This is a genomic window from Rhizobium sp. WW_1 (assembly GCF_003610155.1).
GTDB classification, from domain to species: Bacteria; Pseudomonadota; Alphaproteobacteria; order Rhizobiales; family Rhizobiaceae; genus Rhizobium; species Rhizobium tropici_A.
The window spans coordinates 1-23,603 of record NZ_RAIN01000036.1; the positions used below are offsets into that span (position 1 = coordinate 1).

The 23,603-nt window shown below is 58.2% G+C and carries 17 protein-coding genes and 1 pseudogene; 12 read left to right on the top strand and 6 right to left on the bottom strand.

From position 1 onward, the window contains the following. Window positions 1–145 precede the first annotated feature (145 nt). Window positions 146–1,078 (top strand): GMC family oxidoreductase, encoded by a 933-nt coding sequence (locus tag BJ928_RS37245; RefSeq protein ID WP_245432803.1) that lies wholly within the window; start codon window positions 146–148, stop codon window positions 1,076–1,078. A 98-nt stretch (window positions 1,079–1,176) separates the two neighbouring features. Here the strand turns inward: BJ928_RS37245 and BJ928_RS37250 are convergent, their stop codons facing one another. Together BJ928_RS37250 and BJ928_RS37255 are read right to left on the bottom strand one after the other, a co-directional pair. Next, the gene (locus tag BJ928_RS37250) at window positions 1,177–2,013 is read right to left on the bottom strand and encodes a methyltransferase, TIGR04325 family (RefSeq protein WP_082012058.1); all 837 of its coding nucleotides are present in this window, start codon (window positions 2,011–2,013) and stop codon (window positions 1,177–1,179) included. A 28-nt stretch (window positions 2,014–2,041) separates the two neighbouring features. Then, entirely contained in the window at window positions 2,042–3,562 is a 1,521-nt protein-coding gene (locus BJ928_RS37255) for an oligosaccharide flippase family protein (RefSeq protein WP_052228062.1), read from the bottom strand. Between the two features lie 309 nt (window positions 3,563–3,871). On the opposite strand from BJ928_RS37255, the gene BJ928_RS39790 reads away from it, so the two are divergent. Continuing rightward, window positions 3,872–4,006: a hypothetical protein gene (locus BJ928_RS39790; RefSeq protein WP_281024183.1), complete on the top strand. Its 135-nt coding sequence runs from the start codon at window positions 3,872–3,874 to the stop codon at window positions 4,004–4,006. Here the strand turns inward: BJ928_RS39790 and BJ928_RS37260 are convergent. The 4 genes from BJ928_RS37260 to BJ928_RS37275 all read right to left on the bottom strand — a co-directional run bounded on the left by BJ928_RS37260 (window position 3,996) and on the right by BJ928_RS37275 (window position 10,679). Then, on the bottom strand, window positions 3,996–4,688 hold the full coding sequence (locus BJ928_RS37260) for a sugar transferase (protein WP_047636910.1): 693 nt from the start codon (window positions 4,686–4,688) through the stop codon (window positions 3,996–3,998). The two genes, BJ928_RS39790 and BJ928_RS37260, sit on opposite strands and share 11 nt — an antisense overlap. A 132-nt stretch (window positions 4,689–4,820) precedes the next feature. Continuing rightward, complete coding sequence (locus BJ928_RS37265; RefSeq protein ID WP_052228061.1) at window positions 4,821–6,128, bottom strand: glycosyltransferase family 4 protein; 1,308 nt, start codon at window positions 6,126–6,128, stop codon at window positions 4,821–4,823. Window positions 6,129–6,132: 4 nt separating this feature from the next. Then, a complete protein-coding gene (locus tag BJ928_RS37270) occupies window positions 6,133–9,390 on the bottom strand; it encodes a GNVR domain-containing protein (RefSeq protein WP_082012057.1) in 3,258 nt (1,085 codons plus the stop codon). A gap of 29 nt (window positions 9,391–9,419) precedes the next feature. Then, window positions 9,420–10,679 (bottom strand): polysaccharide biosynthesis/export family protein, encoded by a 1,260-nt coding sequence (locus BJ928_RS37275; RefSeq protein ID WP_245432806.1) that lies wholly within the window; start codon window positions 10,677–10,679, stop codon window positions 9,420–9,422. A 389-nt stretch (window positions 10,680–11,068) separates the two neighbouring features. Here BJ928_RS37275 and BJ928_RS37280 point away from each other — a divergent pair, with 389 nt between their 5' ends. The 10 genes and pseudogenes from BJ928_RS37280 to BJ928_RS37325 all read left to right on the top strand — a co-directional run. Then, window positions 11,069–12,256 carry a glycosyltransferase gene (locus BJ928_RS37280; RefSeq protein WP_047636908.1) on the top strand — a complete coding sequence of 396 codons (1,188 nt, stop codon included), beginning with the start codon at window positions 11,069–11,071 and terminating at the stop codon, window positions 12,254–12,256. A gap of 476 nt (window positions 12,257–12,732) precedes the next feature. Next, window positions 12,733–14,436 (top strand): bifunctional diguanylate cyclase/phosphodiesterase, encoded by a 1,704-nt coding sequence (locus BJ928_RS37285; protein ID WP_047636907.1) that lies wholly within the window; start codon window positions 12,733–12,735, stop codon window positions 14,434–14,436. 50 nt (window positions 14,437–14,486) lie between these two features. Then, window positions 14,487–14,987: a ubiquinone biosynthesis methyltransferase UbiE gene (locus tag BJ928_RS37290; RefSeq protein ID WP_082012060.1), complete on the top strand. Its 501-nt coding sequence runs from the start codon at window positions 14,487–14,489 to the stop codon at window positions 14,985–14,987. After that, window positions 14,984–16,159, top strand: a complete 1,176-nt coding sequence (locus BJ928_RS37295) for a class I SAM-dependent methyltransferase (protein ID WP_047636903.1) — start codon at window positions 14,984–14,986, stop codon at window positions 16,157–16,159. The genes BJ928_RS37290 and BJ928_RS37295 overlap by 4 nt, the downstream gene beginning before the upstream one ends. Continuing rightward, entirely contained in the window at window positions 16,156–18,516 is a 2,361-nt protein-coding gene (locus tag BJ928_RS37300) for a SpoIIE family protein phosphatase (protein WP_047636901.1), read from the top strand. Before BJ928_RS37295 ends, BJ928_RS37300 begins: the two co-directional genes overlap by 4 nt. A 4-nt stretch (window positions 18,517–18,520) precedes the next feature. Continuing rightward, window positions 18,521–19,075 (top strand): ATP-binding protein, encoded by a 555-nt coding sequence (locus tag BJ928_RS37305; RefSeq protein WP_052228060.1) that lies wholly within the window; start codon window positions 18,521–18,523, stop codon window positions 19,073–19,075. Between the two features lie 18 nt (window positions 19,076–19,093). Further along, entirely contained in the window at window positions 19,094–19,432 is a 339-nt protein-coding gene (locus BJ928_RS37310) for a hypothetical protein (protein ID WP_047636900.1), read from the top strand. Window positions 19,433–19,836: 404 nt separating this feature from the next. Beyond that, window positions 19,837–20,850, top strand: coding sequence for a UDP-glucuronic acid decarboxylase family protein (locus BJ928_RS37315; protein WP_047636899.1), 1,014 nt, complete (start codon window positions 19,837–19,839; stop codon window positions 20,848–20,850). Beyond that, complete coding sequence (gene galE, locus BJ928_RS37320) at window positions 20,850–21,836, top strand: UDP-glucose 4-epimerase GalE (RefSeq protein WP_047636898.1); 987 nt, start codon at window positions 20,850–20,852, stop codon at window positions 21,834–21,836. Before BJ928_RS37315 ends, galE begins: the two co-directional genes overlap by 1 nt. Continuing rightward, window positions 21,833–23,512: pseudogene (locus tag BJ928_RS37325) on the top strand (glycosyltransferase family 2 protein); the annotation flags it as partial. The gene galE and the pseudogene BJ928_RS37325, both read left to right, overlap by 4 nt. Window positions 23,513–23,603 lie beyond the last annotated feature (91 nt).

The window sequence follows — 23,603 nt, forward strand, 5'->3', positions numbered from 1 at the left end:
CTCATCTTCGCTTCCTTTGATAGAGCTACGATGAGCCGAAAATCCTCTCTTCTCAATTAAACCAATTCTGTCTCAAGGGCGCTGATGTCGGACACATGCAAGTACGGTGGTTCTTTGTGGCGGCGGCGTGGAGAACGCGCGTCTCTTGCTCGCATCCAGTTCCACGTTACCGGCCGGCATCGGCAACGGGCATGATGTCGTAGGCCGCTATCTTTGCGATCACCCCCGCGCTTCACTCTGCCGCTTTAAAGGGTGTGACATCGATGCCATTGCCCGGCATTTCAATTTCTATGGCCTCAGCCATGACGGGCGCACGCATTTCTATCTCAGAGGCCTGTCTTTGAGCCCGGACGTCCAGGCTCGCGAAGGTCTTACCAATTGCGCCGCCTATCCGGTGCAGATCCACGCCGAGGACGATCCCTGGGCAGCGTTGAAGCGCCTGGCGAAGGGCGCCAGCAAGACGGTCACGGGAGATCTGGCAACGCTCGCAAGATCGGCGGACATGATCACCTCCGGGCTCTACGAGCGCCTGGTTCGCAAGCGCGGCCTGCCGCATCGCTCGACCGAATTGCGTTTCGACGTCATGGTCGAACAACAGCTCGATCCGGAAAGCCGTATCACGCTCACGCAACAGCGCGATCAGTTTGGCCAGCCGCTGCCGTGCATCAACTGGAAGATTGGCGCACGCGAAATAGGCAGTGTCAGGCGGCTTGCCGGGCTCATCTCGGACGAATTTGTTCGTGTTTACTTACCGAAACCGGAACTGCCGAACTGGATCGAGGCAAGGCAGGACGCCCTGCCCGCTTTCATGGATATGGCACATCCTTCCTGTACCACACGCATGGGAACCGATCCACGGACGAGTGTCGTTGATACCGATGCCATGGTTCACGGCATTGACGGCTTGTTCATTGCCGGCAGTTCGGTGTTTCCGACGCCAGGTCACGCCAATCCGACCTTGATGCTGCTGGCTCTGTCGATCCGTCTCGCCGACCACCTCAAGCAACGACATGCGGTCGCGCAATCGCGTAACGCCCGCAACCCAGGTCAGCCCAACCTGTCACTCCATCACAGCTAGACGATTTCCGTTCGAACCGGCGCTGCCGGAATACCTTATCTCCTTGTTTTCACGTAGTTCCAGATACAAAACCGCCTAGCGCATTTGCGGGAGTTGCTCTAGCCGAGCCGGAAATAGAAGCCGGCGCTTTCGCTGCGGCCGAATTCCGGATGAGTGTCGATGGCGTGTGACAAGGAGGGAATGGACCAGCGATCGACCTGCTTGTAACCAAGCCTTGCGATATCGTCGAGGAACTCCGCCTCGTTGCGCATGTGATAGGGAACGTATGACCTGCCGATGCGTTCGAGCGTGACAACGGTGTTGCCCTTGCGAAGCGCAACCTTGTTGAGGATCAGATGCTGAGGCCGCGATGGCATTTGCGACAGTAGGCCAGACAGCGGCATATCGAGATATTGCATCAGCCCCGATCCGAGCAGCAATGGCATCTCGCCGGCGTCTCCGATACGGTCGACAAAGGACAGGTTTGCCAGGCCCTCCTTTTCGGCAAGGCTTTGCCCGGCGCGGACAATGGCAGGCAGATCGTAGACGACCCAGCGAAATGTTCTGTCGAGCGGCAGCAAGGGGTGAAAGGCACGATATTTCGTCCCCATATGGCCGCCCGCATCGACGAGACCGTTAATTTCGTGCAGCAGGTTGCAGAGCCAGAACAGCACCGGATAGTCCCAGGGCGCCACTTCGCACATCTTGGCAAATGCGACGGGCGCGATCTCGTCATGATCGTAGCCGGCCATGGTCTGCCGGCGAGCGGCGGCCATGGCGGCCTCATAAGAGGCATAAGCACCGGTAAAGCGTCGCGGAATGGGCAGGAGGTAGTTCAGCCGCCCTCTCGCCGCACTCAGTGGCGAGAACCCATAGGCAGCCGTCTGTGCGGCCCCTTTGAAAGCACGGCGCGTCCGCGCCGACCATGACGAACTGGACCATGGTGAAGTTGTCATCTTGCATCCCCCATCCGCATCTATCCGATCACGGCCTGCCCGATAGAATCGAAGCCGCGCTTGCGCTCACCTTCTCCAGAGCCAGAAGCGTGCAGACATAGATTGCGCCGCCCGAAACCACTTGCAGCACCAGGATCAGCACACGCTGGATGCTGAGCGAGCCGGCGAAATAGCCCAGGCCGTAGACCGCTGACGCCATCAATGCGATGGCAATCGCGAGATAGCCGCTCTTGCGCAGCACACGCTCCCATCGAAGGCCTCCGTAATTCCTTTGCAGATGCATGGAGGTCACGAAGGAGATCAGCGCCGCCAGACATTGCCCGCAGGCCGCGGCAACAACGCCGAAAGGTGCGAGAAGCAAGATCAGCGAGACGGAGACCACTGCATTCAACAGCAAGGTGGGCGGCATACGCCTGATATTACCTGACAACGACAAAAGGGCTTCCGTGACATAACCCGGCATCAACAGGACCTGCTTCATCGACAAGATAGTGACGAGAACCGCTGCAGGCGCCCATTTTTCGCCGAGCACGATGCCGATCAAGTCCGACGATATCAGCGACAGGCCGAGATAGATCGGCGTGGAGATCGCCATGAGAACCGTCATGAAGACGGTTGCCGGAGGGCCGGCATCGCGAACCTGCCTGCCGTCCGAGCCGATCACCTGCGCCGCCCGGCGAAACAGCGTCCAGGCAAGCATTCGCGCGGGTTCGCCGATAAGCTCGGAAAATGCCGCGACGATGCGCTCCGCGACGCGATAATAGCCCGCCTCCGCAAGACCGAGAAAGCTGCCGATCGCGAGTGTTCCGGAGTAGGAACGCAGAAACAGGATCAGCCTGTTCGACAGGATGTGGCTAGAGAATTCCAGGATCTCTCGCGCGAAGGGCCAGGTCAAATATGGTCTCGGATGCCAGGCGAGCACGGCGGCCGACCCGACCAGACAAACCAGCTGCGACACAAGCCGGCCGGCGGCGAGCGAAAACACGTTCCAGCCCAGCCACAGCCCCAGCACGGTAACACAAAGCCCGGCAACTTCGCTTGCCATCCGAATAACCGCCTGCTTACGCAGGAGGCCACGGGCGACCAGCAACCCATCATAAACGGCATAAAGAGACGATGGCAGAAACCAGCAGCTGAAAAGAAGCAAAAGAAGCGCTTCGTGCGGCCGGCTGAACGGGCGCCAGGCAATGGCGGCTGCAAGCAAACCGACGATCGTCACCAGCACGCCGGCGATGAACGCAATCGTACCGATCTGGTCGAGCTCTCGATCCGTGCATTCAGCCTTCATCACGAACTCGCCCCATCCGCCTTCCGCGATGACGACAAGCATGACCACGATCGCCGAGCTGAACGCATAGAGACCGAATTCCGTTGATTCCAGCATACGGGCGGCAACGAGGAATATAACGAGCTGCACGACTTGCGATACGATCTTTGAAACGAGCGTCGAGGCCCCGTCGCCGACGATCGAAGGCATGCGAGAGCGCAGCCAATGACGCAGGCCGCTCGTCGGGACGACATGTTTGTGGTGAACCGGGACGCTGTCCATCAGCGCACCACACGAGCAAGTAAAAATGGATGAAATTCGACCTTCACATCGTCAAGTTGAGGAATTCCACCGAAAGGCAGCATCGATCTGCGCAATGGCTTCCAGCTCTGCACCAGATAAAATCTATAGCATTCCCATTGAGGACATGTTTTCGTGCAATGAAACCTTGCCTGTAAGCAGGGCTTGTCGGAATTATTCGAATTCAGCGCACCACAATTACTACTCTGGGCGCCAGAGACCGACCGAAGTTCTCGGCAATAAAACAGGGATGCGCCGGCAATTATCATGGAACACCAAGCAGAGCCGCTTATGAAAGACGATGACCGTGACCGTATCCAGTCGGAACCACCAGGCGGCCTGAGCCGCAAATATCTGCTTCGCTGGATTCTCGTGATCTTCTGCCTTGCCGTATGGATTACCATGGCCGCGCTTCTCATTTGGTGAGACGTTCTTTTTCGTTACGCGCCAGCAGCACGACACCGACGGTTTTTGCGAGAATTGCAAAGTCGGCCCGCAGCGAACGACTGTGAAAATAGTCCAGATCGAATTGGACGCGCTCCTCATAGGTCGTGTCGGCATTGCGATTGACCTGCCAGAGACCGGTGATCCCCGGCCGTAGCCCGAGATAGCAATAGAGATCTGGCCCGTAGCGATCGAGCTCCGCTGCGACCACGGGCCGAGGTCCGACCAGACTCATGTCGCCGCGCTGAACGTTCAGCAGTTGCGGCAATTCGTCGGCGCTGCTCATGCGTAGATACTTTCCGAGCCAATGCACGCGCGGATCGTTCGCCAGTTTCTGAGTTGAGAGCCATTCCTCCTTTCGCACCGCGTCGCGAGCCAGCAATTCCGCCAGCTGTCGGTCGGCATCCTTGCGCATCGTACGAAATTTCAGGCAGTCGAACGGACGCCCGTCGCGGCCGATACGCGTGTGGCGGTAGATGACGGGCCGGCCGTCGACCAGCAGCAATGCGACGGCAATGACAAGCAGCGCCGGCGCCAGAAACAGCAATCCGAGCCCGGAAAGAACAAGGTCGACGATACGCTTGGCGCGCCCGAGCCGCTCAGTCCGCTTCGCCTCACTGCGAGATCGCTCACGATGGGCTACGCTGTCAAAAGTCGATAACATATTTAGGACCCCTCACCGCTATCACGCTCGCTCCAAAGGCTGCCAGCTGCCCCAATCCTTGACAATTGACCCTGCGGACATCGGCCTAGTCCCATTGGCGTAGGGTGCCGGTCACAGGTCTACCCACAAGCCTCAGCCTGCCTCATCGATCAGCCGATGGCCGGCTGAAATGCCGCCACGCGCGGTCAATTGCGAGCTTGTCCTGGCGGCGTTTGCGCGTTCAAGAACGCGATCGTAGAGGGCAAGCAATGCCTGGCGCCATGACGCCGGCGTGTGCGCCATCTCGCTCGACCGGCGCAGGCAATTCACGCTCATCAGACGAAGCAGCATGTCATCACCGGCGAGCCGGCGTAATCCGCCGGCAAGCGCTTCAACCTTGCCGCTCTGAAAGACCGATCCGCAGCCGAGCATGGCGAGCTCATCACCAAGTAGCGCCATATCCGGCAAGATCACCGGTATGCCGCTTGTCACCGCCTCGAGTGCCGCCAATCCAAAGGGCTCCGGCACCCTCGAAGAAACGACCAGCGCGCGCGCATCGCCAAGAATTTCCCGCATTTCGCCCTTGGATTTCCAGCCGTGAATGACGACTTCTGGAAAATCCCGCTCCAGGCGGGCGCGGCCGGCGCCATCGCCGATGATCTGGAGTTTCACGCCGGCAAGCCGCGCTGCAAGCGCGGCATCCTCAAATCCCTTTTCCGGCTCCAACCGGCCGACAAAGAAAAAGTCACGCTTCTTCCAGGGCTCAATCGGATAATCGAGGAAAGGTTCAACCGGATTGCGGATCGTCTCGATGTTGCTCATGTCGATTTGCCCGCGGGCAAAATAGTCACGCATGCGTTGATGCACCACGACGATATTGGCGGCAAATTGCTGGATTGGATAGTAGTGCTCCCGCACCATATGGCGGGCCGATCTCCAGATCTTCTCATGGTAGCCGCGCTTGTCGCAGTTCGTCGCGAGGCAGTCGAGCGACATCGGAGTCAAAGAACAGACCTGCCCTCTGCGATAATTCGCAAATCCCCCATTCGGGCAGGAGAGGAAATAATCGTGGGCGTGCAAGACGACACGACCACGAACCGGCCACAGCGCGCGAAAGATCGAAGGCGACAGGATCTTCGACCATCCATGGACATGATAGATCGTACCCTTGCTATCGACACGCGCCATCAAGGCCTTCAACCCGTCATAGGCGTGGCTGCTGTAAAGACCGCTTGCAAGCGCACTGAGACGCGGCTGCTGCATCAGCGGTCGTGCTGCCAGATTGACGGTGTCGGATGCCGGCCGCTCGGAGCCGACGGTATCGCCGGCGAAATAGGTCACGGCGACTCCTGCCTCCTGCAGCAAGCTTGCGGAGAGAATTGCCAGATTCGACGCTCCGCCGATCCTGGCAGAGCGATCATTGATGATAACGACGCGATCGAGATCCGATGAAGGCGTCATGGGACTAATCCAGCGCTTCGATGTTTTGTGGCGCCAGCCTGCCCTTGAGCAGATCGCGAAGCGCGATGGCATTACCTTTGAGACGACCCTTGCGATCGACCCAGGGCTCGGGCCGCCAGACCTTGACGAGGTTAGCCAGAAGATTGCGGCCTATCTGAAGCACTGCCTGTGGTGCGCCCATCGTGTGCTTACGCATGAGATAAAGCGGGTTTGCTATCTGCGAATAGCCGAGACGGACGCCTCCCGATCGACCGCCCTTCGTGCCAAGATGGACGCCTTCGAGCTGTTTGGCGCTGACGACCTGGCCATAATGGGCGACGAGCCTGCTGAAATCGACATCTTCGAGCCAGCCATAGAAGGGCAGATTCTCGTCGAAGCGCAGGACGGCGGCTTTGATGATCGCCATGCGGATCGCCATGTTGCAGCCATAGGCGTTGTAAACGGGTCGAATTTGCATTGAGGGCTCCGAGCGGCGTCGGCGCTTGCTGTCGACCAGGCGTAAGCCATCGCGAACAGATATACCTGGCCCGGTAACGCCGTCGGCCAGGACCGTCCCGGTGCACATCGCGACATCCGGTTGCAGTTGAAACAGCCGCTCCGTCTCCTCGATATAGGTAGGCGTCATCAGAAAGTCGTCATCGAGGAAAAGGACGACATCCGCGTCCTGGATGTTGTCGAGAATGCGATTGCGCTGACGGCAAAGACCACGCTCGCTAATCAGCACCCGGACGGGGATATCAAGATTGCGCAGGCAGCTCGGATCGATGTCCTCCGGCGAGGACAGGCAGACGACGATCTCATCCGGCTTGCGGGTCTGGCCGGCAATATTCGGGAGGATGGACGACAGGATGTCGCGGCGACCAGAGCTTGCAATGCCAAGCGTGATCTTCAAGGGGCGACCCGTTACGTGGCCCGTAAGGCGCCTTGCGGATGCACGCACCTGACGCGCGTCAAGCCTGCGCCGCCAGACACGTTTGTCCCGATGATGACGCTTCTCGTGGCTGCGGTTGGCGATGATGCCGAGGATATTGATCGTGGTCGTGCCAAAGCTTGCCAGCGCGTCCGACAACCGCTCGACCGTCATCTTGTTCGTTTGCCCGACGACGACGACGATGCCTTCGAGATAGGTGCAGATGACACGCGTGTCAGCCGAATCCTCGAAGGCCGACATATCGACGATGACGACCTTGTATCGCCGCCGCAACAGGTCGATCTCGGCCTTCAATGCGGGCAGATGCCCGTAGCGCTGAAAGGCGGTGACCGATTTCTCGGTCTCATCGACGGTGACGACCGGCACTCCGCCATGGGCCTGGACGATCTCGGCTCCAGGCTCGTGCTCTGCCTTTGCAACAAGCAGTCCGCCTTCATGAGCAACGGCATAGCGGCGCGGCACATCGTTGATGCTAAGGGCTTCCATGCCGAATTCCGTGCCGGCTTCTGTCACCACGCAGCTCAGTCTTGCATTGAGGAAGTCGGCGTCGATCAGCACGACGGATGCACCTTCGTGCTGATAGAGCTGGGCGAGATTGGTCGCGATCGTGGTCTTGCCTTCGCCTGTGCCGACCGAGGTGATACCGATCACCATGGGCGCATTCGTCGGGAAGGCGGAATCGATCGAGTGCTTGACGCCACGCAGAGCTTCGGAAAATTGCGAATAGGGCGTATCGAGCACGGATCTTAGTGGCAGCATCGTTCGTCGCCAGCCGGCTGTGGCGACTGCCATGCTTCCTGGCAGGAAGGACGGGCTCATATAGACGGGGACGTTGCCGAGGGAGCTGATCCCCAATTCTCGCCGCAGCTTTTCGCTGGAGCTGACACGACGATCCAGGCCATCCCGCAGGAGCGCGGCCATGACGCCAGCCGCCAGGCCGAGCATGGCCGTGAAGGGCAGGACGAAAGAGGATTTCGGCCAGGTCTTTGCGAGGGGCACCGCGGCCGGCGTCACGACGCGCACATTACCGAGCGGAAACGATTCTTTTTGCAGCGCGCCGATCAACTGCTGCAGGATGCTTTCATACATCCGGCGATAAGTGGTGGCACGGCTTTCCATCTCCGACAGTTCCACCCTCGCCAGATTCTTGTCTGTCCCCGCATCCTTCAGCGATGCCAACTCGTCGCTGAGGAGCTTTTCACGCGTCTTGGCGACTTCCAGATTCGCCTTGTAGACTGCCTGGATGCGCTCGAATTCCTTGCGCATGTCCCCCTTTATTCGATCGATTTCCTGCTGCGCGGCAACGATGGCTGGATTGTCGGCATCATACCTGCTTGTAAGGTTGTTCAACTTGATCGTCGCGGCTCCCAGATCTTCCTGTAGCTTCTGTATGCGCGGATTGTTCATCGTTTCATCGACATCTCCCTCAACTTTTCCACCCGACATCAACTGATTGAGAGTTGCAAGTTTTGCAGATTCCGCTGCCGTTTGCGCCTTGGCCGCGACTGCCTGGCTACTGATCTCCGACAATTGTTGCTGATCGAGCGAAGACGACGTGCTGATCTCCATGATACCGTTCTTGGCGCGAAACTCCTCGACGTTCATCGCCGCTTCGCGAGCCTGCCGGCCGACTTCGATCAAACGCGTCTCCAGCCATTGAGCGCCGCTCTGGGCTGCAGACGCGCGTTGCGAGAGACCGGTTTTGATATAGGCCTCGGCAATCGCATTGGCCGCTTGCGCAGCCTTTTGCGGGTCGACGGAGCTGTAGCCGATCTCCAGAATATAGGACTGGCCAACGCGATTGACCTCGACCCTGGACAGAAAGGACGCCATGGTGCGGCGCATAAGGTCGTCCTCAGTGGTCTCAGCCTTGGTGGGAACATCATCATCATGTTTGAACGGCCTAAAGATGGCACGCAGCTTGTCGTGCAGGGCGGCCTGCCAGGACATGCCGCCTATGATTTCCGGATCTTCCGTGAGGTTGAGCTTCTGCACGACAGCGCGCGCGGTGGCCTCGGATTTGACGATCTCGACCTGGCTTGCAATTTCCGCCGCCTCGATGATGACTGTGCCGGTGAAGGCATCCTGCGAAACAATGCGCCCCTGGTCCGGGTCCATGACAAGCCGCGTGGTCGCGAGATAGACCGGCTGGGTCGTTGCCATGTAAATACCGCCGATACCGAGGCCGGCCCCCGTAAACACGGCAAAGATCATCCAGTGGCGCTGCAGGAACCGCCAGACATCGCGAAACGAGATATATTCGGCACCCCCAACGCCTTTGGCATCCGAAGGAATACTGCGCAAGCCTTTACTGATCTCGTGAACTGCCATGATTATCGTCCCACATTGCTCGCTTATCGCTATTGAGATTGACCGACGTCCGCAGACGAAAGCGTGGCGCCATCCAGGCTTCCGGAAATGTTGTAGCGTACGTCCAGAACGTCCCCCGGCTGCAAACCGGTCGCTTCGGATGCCTTGATCGCATTGGCTTCGTCGCCGTTGCGGGTGATCCAGTATTCCATCGGCTGAAGATCGAGCGCCTTCATGCTCTGACTTCTGGACAGAGACGCTCCTGAAATCTGCAGCAGTTGCAGCGTCGTGTTTCGCTTTAGCTTCGTATCCTCGATTTCCGTCTCGGTGGCCTGCAGTTGTTGGCCTGCATCGGTCTTGCGCTGCCCTTCGAGATTGAGCGCATCGCGCTGTGTCTCGCTCAGCTTCTGCTTTGCCTGCATCGAGGCGACGACAAGGTCCAGCTTGCCTGCCTGCATCTCGGCAACAGTCCGCTCCAGCGCGGTCTTTCGCGAGGTAACAAGGATTTTGGTATCGACCAGCTTGGAAATGTCGCTCAACTCGTCCTGCGCGATCTTCACCTGCTCGTCCTGCGACGACATTTTCTCATCAAGGATGTTGATTTCATTGCGCAGCAGAACTTCCAGATCTCCCGCCGAGGCGAGTTGCTGACGCAGGGCATCCGCTCTGGCGTTGAACAGGTCGACTTCGCTGGTCATGATCTGCCAGACGGCCGACCCTTCGGGCGCAGCCTTGATCTCCGGCGGAAATGAGATTGCGGGCTGGTCGTTGAGTTCGGCCATCAAACGGGCCCGCCGGGCACCGAGCTGCTTCAGTTGCAGCTCCATGCGGCTGATCTCGCCGGCATAGCTGATCTGCTGCGCCTCCGAATAGTCGCCGGTCTGAGTGGACCGACGTTCGCGTCCGCCTGCCATGGCAATGGCCTGCTTCACGGTCAGGCCGGGTCTGAACTCCAGCTCGCTCGGCTTTTCGACGGCGCCGGACACGTAGATCATCGGATATTTGACGACTTCGACGGAGGCCGTGGGCGCAACTGCCAAGCCGGTGATCTGCTTCAATTTATCACCGATATCGGCACTGATGTCTTCGACAGTCTTGTTGCCGACTTGCATTTCTCCAATCATCGGAATGGAGATCGAGCCCGATTGCGACACGACATATTCGCCGTTCAACGCGGTCCATTCCTTATACTCGCCGGTCGCCGCGATCCATTCGACAATGGCGACCTTGATCCGTGCCTGGGGGCCGACATGATAGATGTCATTGGTCGCAGCGCTCGCCGCGCCATGAACCGCCGCACCGGAGAGCATCAACGCCAGAAACCAGGACCTTATAAGCCGAGGCGACCCTGGGACGGAATGGTAAGTAAAGGCGCACACTTTAGACATGAGCCGAAATCTCGCTTTCTTGCCGCTTGCGCCATCATGCGAGGAAGGCGCCATACCGCGAGATCAGCAGCTGAACGCATAGCGTGTAAATCCCCTACCGAAGCAACAGGACCTATCATTTCTGACAGGGAGGTAGGCAACGCCGCAATCTCTTGGTCGGAAAGGCATATCCTTGTGTGCAGGCTCCGATCGCGGGTTAAACCTTTCGGCTACTCCCTTCGGCCATTTGTATGCCGTGGTGAACCGATATGGGCCCTGTCGCAAAAGTTGTCGGCTGCCCAATGTTGTCCCGACCCACGGAGGGAAAAGCAATGCGGGTAGCAATCGTGCATTACTGGCTCGTATCGATGCGGGGCGGAGAAAAGGTGATCGAGGCGCTCTGCGACATGTATCCGGACGCCGATATCTTCACGCTCGTCTGCGACGAGAGCCGCCTTTCGGAGAAGATCCGCAAGCACCGGATCTTCACGTCCTTTCTGCAGCGCATTCCAGGTGCCGTCAGAGCCTACCAGTCGCTCTTGCCGCTCATGCCCTTTGCATTGGAGAGTTTCGATCTTACCGGCTACGATCTGATCATTTCCAGCGAGTCAGGTCCGGCCAAGGGTATCATTCCGCCGCCGCGGGCAACGCATGTCTGCTACTGCCATTCGCCCATGCGCTATCTCTGGGATCACTATCATTTCTATCGGTCCCATGCCGGTCTCGCCTCCCGACTGATGTTGCCGATGCTGGCGCCGCTGCTGCGCTCCTGGGACGTCAATACCAGCATGCGGGTCGATCGCTTCGTCGCCAATTCGCATCACGTCAGTGATCGCATCGGCAAATATTACAGGCGTCCCGCGACCGTGGTGTATCCGCCTGTCAATGTCGACGATTTCGCGCCGGCGGCATCGACCGAGGACTTCTATCTCTGCGCCGGCCAGCTGGTGCCCTACAAACGGGTCGATCTGGCAGTGCAGGCATTCACCCGGATGAACCGGCAGCTTGTTGTCATCGGCGAGGGCACCGAGCTGGAAAGGCTGAAGCGCATTGCCGGCCCGTCCGTTACCTTTCTCGGCCGCACGCCATTTTCGGTGCTGAAGGAAAAGCTGGCGCGGTGCCGCGCCCTTGTCTTTCCCGGCGAGGAGGACTTCGGCATGGTTCCAGTGGAAGCGATGGCAAGCGGGCGGCCCGTTATCGCTTATGGAAGCGGAGGAGCGCTGGAGACCGTTATGCCGGGCGTGACCGGCGTCCTCTTCGACGAGCAGTCCGCCGACGCTCTAGTCGAGGCTGTGCTTGACTTCGAGGCGACACAACAGCAGTTTCGCCCGGAAACGCTGCAAGCGCATGCGCAGCAGTTCAGCCTGCGGAAATTCACCACGGAGATGCAAGCCATCATCAATGAGGAGTTGCTGGCCCGCACGGTCGATAGACTTCGCAGCCATGCTCCTGTTCAACGGACACGCGAAGCACCATTGCCGGTGCTTGCGATGGAGCCGCACAATACGACGCTGCAATAGGCCTGATATGTCGGGGACGATACGAACCACGAGGATCATGCCACGGAAGGGATGGACACTCCGATTTCCTCAACGACCGGTAAGGGGTGTCCTCGACGCCAAACGAACTACAAGAGAGAAGGGTCGAGGATGTACATGCCTCGCGAATCGACTGTACACGATCAAAGCCGGCTAACGGGCTGCTACAACCACCGCGTCATCTTCGACCTTGCGTGCAATCTTCTGCGCTCAGCAATGAAACAGAACAACAGCGTAACAATCCATTTGATTAGCATATGTCCCGGCAATGATTGCTAAATATGAATATCTCGTAATATATTCGCTTAAAGCGGCTGCCACGTTCTGGTAAGTTATCGCCTGCGCCCGCACGCTCGACGAGATTGCGATTGTCAATGCGCAAGCTCCGATGCAAGCGGACCGGTGCAAACCGGACAACGGCCAGATTTTGCGTGGCTGGCTTGGGAGGACAAGGCCATATGCCGGAAAACCGAGAGGATCGGTCGCAGCAAATTCCATATCGGTCCGAATCCGACGGCGATTTAGAGGCGGTGGTCTCGCTTTGGGATCTCGACCTCAAACTGCTCGATTCCTCCAAGAAGTTTAAGGAACATGTCGGTCTTGCGTTTCGGGGCGAGGTGACGCTGTGGGAAGCCTACCCGGCCCTCGCCAAGCCGGCCTTTGCCGCACTCATCCGTCTGGTCATTGATACCAGAGAGCCGCACACGATCCGGCTCGACGATCCGCGACGGGGAAAACGCAACATCCTCGCCTCCTATATCCAGGCGGGTCTCCTGATTATGGAAACCAATGCGGTGGCCTTGAACGGGAGCCTGACATCGGAACACAATGAAAGAGCTCGGCTCATTCATCAGGCAACACACGATGCCCTGACCGGATTACCCAATCGCCGCCAATTCAGCGCGGCGCTCGCCCAACTGCTTCCCGCGAACGGCAAGATGGGGCCTGCGCTGATGCAGCTCGATCTCGACGACTTCAAACCCGTCAACGATACACTTGGGCATGGCGCCGGCGACATCGTGCTAAAACTTGCCGCCGAAAGAATAAAGGAAGCGCTTGGTCGGGGCGGAACGGTCTACCGCCTCGCGGGTGACGAGTTCGCAATCATACAAGCCGGGCCGCAGCGGGCCTTTGAAGCGGAGCAACTGGCGGACACGCTGGTGGCCGAATTCAAGAAGCCGTTCACGGTCAACGGCATCGCCCTCTTCGTCGGAGTTAGTGTTGGCATTGCAATAGCGCCGCGCGACGGTAATGAAGGCGAGCAGTTGATGAAGGCTGCCGATGTCGCACTCTATGCCGCCAAGAAGGAAGGTCGCCGCCGGGCGCGAACCTTCGATCCTGCCATGTTGATCGTCGTCGAACAAAGGGAACTGTTGCGACGCAGCCTGCGCGTGGCGCTCCAGCGCGACGAGTTCTTCATCGAATATCAGCCGCTAGTGGAGCCTTCCTCGACGGTGGTGGGCTTCGAGGCGCTGCTGCGGTGGCGGCATCCAACCCTTGGCATCATTCCGCCGGCGGCTTTCATCCCCATGGCGGAGGCCGATGGCCTCATGCGCGAGATCGGTCAGTGGATGCTGGAAGAAGCCTGCCGTGAAGCCCTGGCATGGCCTGAACACTACACGCTGGCGGTCAACCTTTCTCCGGCAGAATTCCTGACATCGGGCCTGACCGATCGCATCTCGCAAACACTCGATATCGTCGGTTTCCCGGCCGAGCGCCTCGAGCTGGAAATTACTGAAGGCGTGCTTCTCGAACGGACCACCAACAATCTGGATACGCTCAATACGCTGAACGTGCTCGGCATCCAGATTTCCCTCGATGATTTCGGTACGGAATACTCATCGCTCAGCTATCTTAAGAATTTTCCCTTCGATACGATCAAGATCGACCGTTATTTCATCCGGGACCTTTTGCAGGACACGAAAAGCCAGACCATCGTGCGTTCCGTGATCGGCCTTGCTCACGGCCTGGATATGCGGGTGACGGCAGAGGGCGTAGAGACGCCACAACAGGCAGCTTGGCTCCGCGATGAGGGGTGCGACCGATTGCAGGGCTACTGCATCAGTCCCCCGCTCAGCGCCGACAGGCTTGGTGAATTCATAAGGCAGGGTGCACGTACTCAATCGGCGGCGACATTCGACGAATTTCGCGCTGGACAATAAGCTCTCGCAACGCATTTCATCCAGGAATTTCTCAAGGGGATGCCATGGAAATGCAAGTGGACGCAGCCTTCGAGCCATTGCTTGAACTGGAGATGGAGATGGGAGCCCTGGTGGCCGATTGGCCGCATTGCGACCAATGCGCCGCCTATGTGGCTTGCATGGTCAGTCACGATCGCCATGATCCCATCCGCCATGCCAACCTCCTCTCCGCGGCCCTCAACGAACTCTTCGAAATGTCGTTCCACACTAGGGAATATAACGGTGTTTTGACCTGCCGCTTCTATCGAAGCGGCCCGATCGAACGGATCGAATTGACCTTCCCCTGCTCGGTCGAGCAACGCCATTCCTATGAGGCGATCGTCGCACGCATCGAAAACGGGCAGGCGCTAGCAAACTATCTTGACGTCATCACCGATGACGCCGCGCGTGCCGAGCATGCGATCCTCCTCGGCCTTGCTGTCAATTACGACGCCCGGATCGAACTGTCCGATCAGGAAGCTGGAATGACGACCTTCGTGGTGGATCTCGCGCTCGAAAGGCTGCTCAATTGAGTAATCCGTCTTCGCGCCGCTTCACGGCACAATTCGATAGCAATAATCAAGAATTTTCCCTGTCGGGCGTCCTCAGACCGCATTCGATTGCCGAGCTTGCGGATGATCTCGCCCTGCTGCGCAACGGCATCGAGACGGTAAACGGCATCTGCTACATCAATCTGAAACGCGTCACCCACATGAACAACACCGCGTTCCGCGCCCTGACGCACGTGCTGCTCGATGCGACGCGATCGAGGCCCGATCTCACGTTGACAGTCATCGCGTCGAGCGTGGTTGCCTGGGCATCGCGGCTGTTTCGTCATTTGAGCGATCTGTCGCCGAACATCGTTGTCGAGATTTACGATTCCGCCTTCTATCCCGGCCAGACATTCGTCGAGAATCAGAGCTTCATTCCGATCCTCAGGACCCAGACGAAAATGACGTGGCGGCATGAGCGCGAGATATTGCCACGCCATGGCCTTCGCGAGGGTCTGCATATCGCCGACATCTGCTGCGGCATCGGCGATTTTGCCATGTTGGTGCGAAAGGATTTCAAGCCGGCGCGGATGGTTGCACTAGACCATTCGGTGCCCAGCCTGGAATATGCCCGCAAGGTCGCTGACGACTTCGACGTTCGCGATATCGAATACACTTATGGCGATGCATCCCAAATGTTGTTCGACAGCGACCAGTTCGATTTCGTCACCTGCCGCCACTCCCTGCAGATCTTCGACCGCCCGGATGTGCTGCTTCGCGAACTCTATCGCATCTGCAAGCCGGGCGGCCGCGTCTACATCACCAACGAGAAAAACTCCCATTGCCTTGGCGAACCCAGAGCCGACAGCATCCAGTGGACATATAACGAGGTCGCAAAACTGTTCGCCCACTTCGATATGGATGTCGAAATGGGCCCGAAGGGTCGCCGCATGCTGCTGGACGCCGGCTTCAAGGATGTGCGGATGGAGAGCTTCATGGTCACCAATCTCGATGGCGACCCCCAGGATTTCGCCGACGTCATCACGGCCTGGCAGAATGTCTATGCCGATGAAATGGCGGTCAGAAGAGGAGACTCCGCCGCGTTCATCGAGCGGTTCAAGCAAGGCTTCGCCGATCACATCTTTGCGGCACTTCACCCAAGAGGTTATGCCGGCTGGCCGATCTGGGCATCTTCGGGACAGAAACCGCTATGACAGACACGTCAATCGCCAAGCAACGGCTGGGCTTGCGCTCGTTTCGCGCCAAATTTCTGCTCGTCGTCGGAGGAGCGGTTCTCTTCGACCTGCTCGTCAGCGGCGGCCTTGCGCTATGGAATGTCCAACGTCTTTCGCGCAACGCGACGACGGAAGTCGGGCAAGGTCTCGAGAAGGCGAGCCAGGACTACATTCGGTCCTACGCGGACTCCACCGCCGCCGAGGTCGGCTTGCTGATCGACCAGGTCCATTCCGACGTAAAAGCGCTGGCGGGCGTGCTTCAAGGACAGATCGACAACCCGACGAGAAGTGGCGATGTCGGCGCCGCGATGACCAAGGCCTCTCCTGGTGCAGTCACGGTGACCTACGACGCCGCCGGCAAATGGGCGCAGAATCTTCCAGGAACGCCCTCGGTCGTTAGTGTCTGGGGTTACCTGCTGGACAAGGATCACCATCCACTGCCTCAGGTACAGGCCGACATAGAGTGGAGCGCGGTGCTTGATCTGGTCGCCCCTTCGCTCTTGCACAACGGCGCGTCGAAGCTGCAGATGTATTATATCGGTCCGAGGGAGCGCCCGATTTTCCGCACCGCGCCCTATACAACGCAGGCCCAGACCTTCGACCGGCTCTATCCCGGCCATAACAGCGCGGACTTCTGGACATTCTTCTTCCCGGGCCTCTACGAATCCTGGCAGCAATGGGCCTCAAACCCGGCATCGCGTCCGGTTGCCGACTACATCACTCAGACTGCGCCCTATACCGACGCGATCACCGGAAAGCTGATCGTCAGCTTCTTTCATCCGCTCTGGACACCGGACCGGCATGGTGTGGCCGGTGCGGCTGGTGCCGATATCACGCTCACGCAACTTGCCGAAATCGTTGAGCACGTGAAGGTCGCTCAAACCGGCTTCGGTTTCCTCGCCATGTCGAACGGAAATGTCGTCGCAATCAATCCAGTCGGCGAAAAGGTCATCGGCCTGCGCGCCGCCAACGACGCTGCCGCCAAAGGTGTCACCGGTGTCGATCGATCCTTGCGCAACAGCATGCAAAAGGCCATCACCGCACTGCCGCTCGACGCCGATGGTGTGATCCAGCACATTTCGCTTAGCGAACAGGGAGAGGACGTTCCCTATCTCGTGGTCGTCAAACAATTGCACCCGACCAATCTGTGGGTGGATGGGCCTGTGCAGCGCGAGGTCTTGTCACTGGGGATCGTGGTTCCGGAGCGCGAGATCTATGCCTCTCTCATCGCCGCCAAGGATGAGATATCGCGGGCGACCAACCGCATCCTGCTCTATCAGATCATGGCGGTTCTGGTGTCGTTGATGATCGTAACGGCGGCGGTCTTTGCCGCCTCGAAGCGAGTGACCAGCGGCATCAGCGCGCTGGCAAGCGCCGCCAAGCGCATACAGGCGAAGGATTATTCCGTCAGGGTCGATATCTCGACGAGAGACGAGGTGGCGGAAGCCGGCATCGCATTCAACCGGATGGCGGAGGATATCAGCTTCCATACCGAAAACCTCGAGAGGCTCGTTTTCGATCGAACCAGGGAAATCGAGGCAGCCAAGGAAGAGATTTCAACGCTCAACAGCCAATTGAAGAACGAGAACCTGCGGCTAGGCGCCGAGCTCAATGTCGCCAGGCAGATCCAGCTCATGGTCCTGCCGCGAGCAAAGGAGCTGACGGCGATCAAGCATCTCGAAATCGCCGCCTATATGCGCCCGGCCGACGAGGTCGGCGGTGACTATTACGACGTTCTGCAGAACGGCAACAACCTGAAGATCGGCATCGGCGACGTAACCGGCCACGGCTTGGAAAGCGGCGTGCTGATGCTGATGGTGCAATCGATCGCGCGTGCGCTGCAGGAGGCGGGCGAGATGGATCCGGCGAAATTCCTGACTGATCTCAACCGGGCAATCTTCAAGAACATCGAACGCACCAGAACCGACAAACACCTAACCTTGTCGTTCCTCGATTACGACGGCAAGCGATTGACGATATCCGGCCAACACGAAGACATGATCATTATTCGCCAGGACGGCAAGGTGGAGCGGATAGACACGGGCGATCTCGGTCTCCCAGTCGGCCTCGAACCCGATATAGCGCCCTTTATCGATACGCGCGAGATAGCCTTTGAGAAAGGCGACATGGTTGTCCTGCATACGGACGGCGTCACCGAAGCGGAGAATTCAAAGGGCGAACTGTTCGGCTTCGACAGGCTTTTGGAGGATGCCCGCCGCTTGCATGGCGGAACAGCGGAGGAAGTCGTCGAGGGTATACTCGACGATTTGATGGCCTATATCGGCACCCAGAAGATCCATGACGATATTACTCTTGTGGTGATGCGGCACAGGTGAGGAGATGACGACAGCAACCTTCGGCAAGGAACATCTGGTTTCGTTCGACGCTGCCAATGCCCTTCGCATTCGCCTGTTCGACGGACCGCTTCATCTTGCATGGCGTCATTCAGCCATGACATCCGACTTCATCGCCGAGACGATGGCGCTCAGCTTTCGCGCGTCCGAGCGACAATACAAGACGATGCGACACGACATCGGTTATCTGACCAATGAGCTCATCGAAAATGCCATCAAGTTCCGTGCCGCCGGCGAAGTTCATATCGAAGCACTTATCGATGCCCATCACTTCCGGATGCGGATCGCGAACTTCATCGACAGCGAGGCGACTGCCCGTTTCCAGCAGCTGCTGCTGAAGGTAACAGCCGGCGATCCCGGCGATCTCCTCATAGAGCAGATCGAGGCAAGCGTTCTTGCCGACGACAATGCATCCGGGTTAGGACTGTTGACATTGATGAGCGACTACCAGGTTCAACTGGCCTGGCACTTCGATGAGAATGGTCCGCACCAGCGGATCAGACTGCAAACCTATGCCGCCATGGCAATTTCATCGGCTTGAACCCGCGAGAGGCCCTTTATGGAAATCAAAGAAGAAGCATTCCGCGTCTGGTCCGAAGGCAGTACCCTATATTTTGACGGAACCATGCGTCTGGCCGGCCCCGATGCCTACGCGCCGGTTTACGATCTTGCCAGAACCGTCCTTCACGGGGGCGGAGGTAAAGCGACGTTCGATCTGACCGGCCTGCAATTCTTGAATTCTTCGGGCATCAATCTGCTTGCCAAGCTGACGATAGAGGCGCGCAAGCATCCGGACATCCACCTTACCGTCTGCGGCTCGTCGCAAATTCCCTGGCAGATGAGATCACTGCCAAATCTAAAGAAGCTCCATCCCCGTCTTGATTTGCGTTTGACGTAACCATCACCCCTCATTACGCGGGATGTCGCAACGGCTCCTCCCGGCCTGATTTTGTGTTAGCCTTCTCTTACGCCAGTCCTCGCCGACTGGCGCATGGATATTCAGATTATTCTTTTGGGCCTCCTTCGACACAGATATATATTAAAACTTATACACTGATAATTCTTATATAACTTGGAAATTTCATGTATATATCTGCAATTCAATTGCCGACGCCGTCGATCTCAAAAATGGACAGAATGTAAAACTTCCGCATTCCCTGATAATGACAGCATAGTTAAATATTAGTAAGCTATAGCCAGAAATTGCATCAATAATTCCAAGTTGTAACAGCCTCGAACATGGGCAAAATCCTTGCTTTGCCCTGATTACTCGGCTGCGCGTCTAATTACCGGGAGGGTTTGATGGGCATAGCGTTCAAATCTGCAAGATTATCTCAGAAAAATGCGAACAGGCGTACGGTTCTTGTTGCGGGGGGCGCGGGGTTTCTAGGCTCACACCTTTGCGAGCGACTTCTGCAGGAGGGTCACGAAGTTGTCTGCATCGATAACTTTTCGACCGGCCGGATGGATAATCTATGGCATCTGCTGCGCTATGACACATTCAGCTTTATCCGCCACGATATCATCGCGGCACTCGACCTGCCCGTCAACGAGATCTACAATTTGGCCTGCCCGGCGTCGCCGCCGCATTATCAGGCCGATCCGATCCACACGATGAAAACATGCGTCTTTGGATCGCTCAATCTGCTGGAACTTGCCGCGCTTCATAAGGCCCGCATCTTCCAGGCATCGACCTCGGAGATCTATGGAGATCCCCAAGTCCACCCGCAGCCGGAGCACTATTGGGGCAACGTTAATTCGTTCGGTCCCCGCTCATGTTACGATGAAGGCAAGCGTTCGGCCGAAACGCTCTTCCGTGACTTTCACACCCAGCATGGCGTCGACATCAGGATTGCGCGTATCTTCAATACCTATGGACCGCGCATGCGCCCGGATGACGGCCGTGTCGTTTCCAATTTCATCGTACAGGCGCTCAAAGGCCAGGACATCACAGTCTATGGTGATGGGTCCCAGACGCGCTCGTTCTGCTATGTCGCCGATTTGATCGACGGCTTCCTTCGCCTTATGGCTGATCAGACGGCCATAAGGGCGCCCGTCAATCTCGGCAATCCGGCTGAATTTACCGTGCGCGATCTGGCCGAACAGATCATCGCGATCACCGGCTCCGGATCGAAGATCGTCCATAGGCCACTGCCGGTCGACGATCCCCGCCAACGGCGACCCGATATCACCGTCGCAAAGCGGGAACTGGCATGGGAACCATCGGTCGCCCTCACGGACGGATTGAAATCCACCATCGCTTACTTCGAGCGTCAACTGGTTCGTCCCAGCAGCGAGCTTTTCGAGGTTGTGTGATGTTCAGGCAAAAGATATTCGTCGTGGGTGGCGCCGGCTTCATCGGCAGCCACACCGCGAAACTCCTCCATAGCCAAGGTTTCGAACCGGTCGTCTATGACAACCTCTCCACGGGCCACCGGACCTCGGTGCGCTGGGGACCCTTTGTGGAAGGCGATATTCTCGACACCCCGCGACTTGCAAAGGCGATCGAGGATTGCAGGCCCGAGGCTATCATACATTTCGCCGCCTCGGCCTATGTCGGAGAATCCGTCGAGAACCCTGCGAAATACTATGCCAACAATGTCAGCGGTACATTGTCGGTTCTGGAGGCATGCCGCCGCTCCGAGGCCAAGAGACTGATCTTCTCGTCAAGCTGCGCCATCTATGGAATTCCAGCCCATCTGCCGATCCGCGAATGCGAAGCGCCCCAGCCGATCAATCCCTATGGCAGAACGAAGCTAATCGCCGAGCATATGCTTGCAGACTACTCGGCCGCCTATGGGCTAACCTATGTGGCACTACGCTACTTTAACGCCTCGGGGGCGGATCCAGAACGGGAGCTCGGCGAATGGCACGATCCGGAAACGCATCTCATCCCACGCGCACTGCTGGCGACCGGCGGCAGGATTGAGACCTTGGACGTCTATGGCGACGACTACGATACGCCGGACGGGACATGCGTGCGCGATTACATCCATGTGACCGACCTTGCCAGAGCGCACGTACTGGCGGTGGAGTATCTTCTGGCTGGCGGTGGCAATCTCGCTGTCAATCTGGGGACCGGACGAGGCACCTCGATCAAGGAGATTGTGAGCGCCATCGAGCGCGTTTGCGGGCGCGAAGTCCCGATCACTATGCGCATGCGCCGCCCTGGCGATCCGCCCGCTCTTTATGCCGCTTCGGATCTTGCTGCCGAAAAACTCGGCTTTCAGGCCATGTATTCGGACATCGAAACGATCATCCGGACCGCAGCCCCCTTCTTCGGGTTGGAGGTGCGGCAATGACATCGATCCGGACGCGGGCGCAGGTTGCAAGGGACGAGGCGCTGATGGTGCCCATCCTGGAAGGTGGCCGGCGCGTGGAATATGCCGCTTGCGCCACGCTGTGGCTTGCGGCCCTCATCTATTTCTGGAGCTGGTGGCTTTCACCCGCGCATCACGTCGATCTCGCAGGATCGATCCTGCTGACCCTTGTGCTTGCATGGGTGACGATCATTCCGGCTTACTTCATCATCGTCTTCTTTCACGCCCAAAAGCCGCACGGGCGGTTGCGGCTGCCCGCCGGCAGCCGCATTGCCATGGTCGTCACGAAAGCGCCGTCCGAGCCTTTTGCGGTGGTGGCCCGGACACTGTCCGCCATGCTTGCACAGGACGTGCCACACGACACCTGGCTCGCCGATGAAGATCCATCGCCCTCGACAATGGATTGGTGCCGCACGAACGCCGTTCAGGTTTCCACCCGCAGGGGGCGCGAGGATTATCACCGCCAGACCTGGCCCCGGCGCACCCGCTGCAAGGAAGGCAACCTTGCCTTCTTTTACGATCACTATGGTTATGAAAACTACGATTTCGTCGTGCAGCTCGATGCCGATCACGTGCCCAACCAAGACTATCTCTTCGAGATGCTTCGTCCCTTCGCCGATCCGACAGTCGGTTATGTCTCCGCGCCGAGCATCTGCGACCAGAATGTCCATGAAAGCTGGTCGGCACGCGGCCGCCTCTATGCGGAAGCCAGCATGCACGGATCGCTTCAGGCCGGGTTCAACTACGGTCTGTCGCCCCTGTGCATCGGCTCCCATTACGCCGTTCGTACCAAGGCTCTCAAGAGCATTGGCGGCCTGGGTCCCGAGCTGGCGGAGGACCATTCCACCACGCTGATGATGAATGCGCATGGTTGGCGTGGCGTTCACGCGCTCGATGCTATCGCGCATGGCGATGGCCCGCGCACCTTTGCCGATCTCATCACCCAGGAATTTCAATGGTCGCGCAGTCTGATGATGATCTTGCTGCAATATTCGCCCGACCTGATCAAACGCCTGCCGCTGCGCCTCAAGATTCAATTCCTGTTCTCTCAGCTCTGGTATTCTCTCTTCTCGCTCTTCATGGCGCTGATGTTCCTGTTGCCGATCGTTGCGCTTATCAGAGGAAAGACCTTTGTCGATGTTGCCTATCCGGACTTTCTGCTGCATTTCGTGCCACAATCCGTTCTGCTAATTCTGTTTGCCTATCGCTGGCGCAGTACCGGCACGTTCAGACCGTTCGACGCAAAGATCCTAAGTTGGGAGATGATGCTCTTTCTGTTTGCCCGCTGGCCGTGGGCACTCGCGGGAGCTCTGGCTGCCATTCGCGATTGGTCGATAGGCTCATTCGTTGATTTCCGCGTCACGCCAAAGGGTAGATCGGATGTCGATCCCTTGCCGCTACGAATTCTTGCGCCTTATGCCGTGCTTTCTCTAGCCTCGATCATACCGGTGCTTTCCGTCACCGCCGCAGGAGAAAGCAGTGGTTTCTACATCTTCGCGACAATGAATGCGACCATCTATACCTCATTGCTGGTTGTTATCACCATCCAACATGCGCGCGAAAACACGGTCAACATGAACAGGCGCTTCTATCGGCCAGCGCTCGCCAGCGGTCTGCTTGTCCTGACCGCGATGCCTTTCGTCGGCATCATGGAGCGGTGATGTCAGGTTAAGTTCCAGAGCTACGGATCGGGCATTTTGCTGAGCGATCAGGCGTCGATTCCGGCGACGCCCTTCCAATGTGCCATCG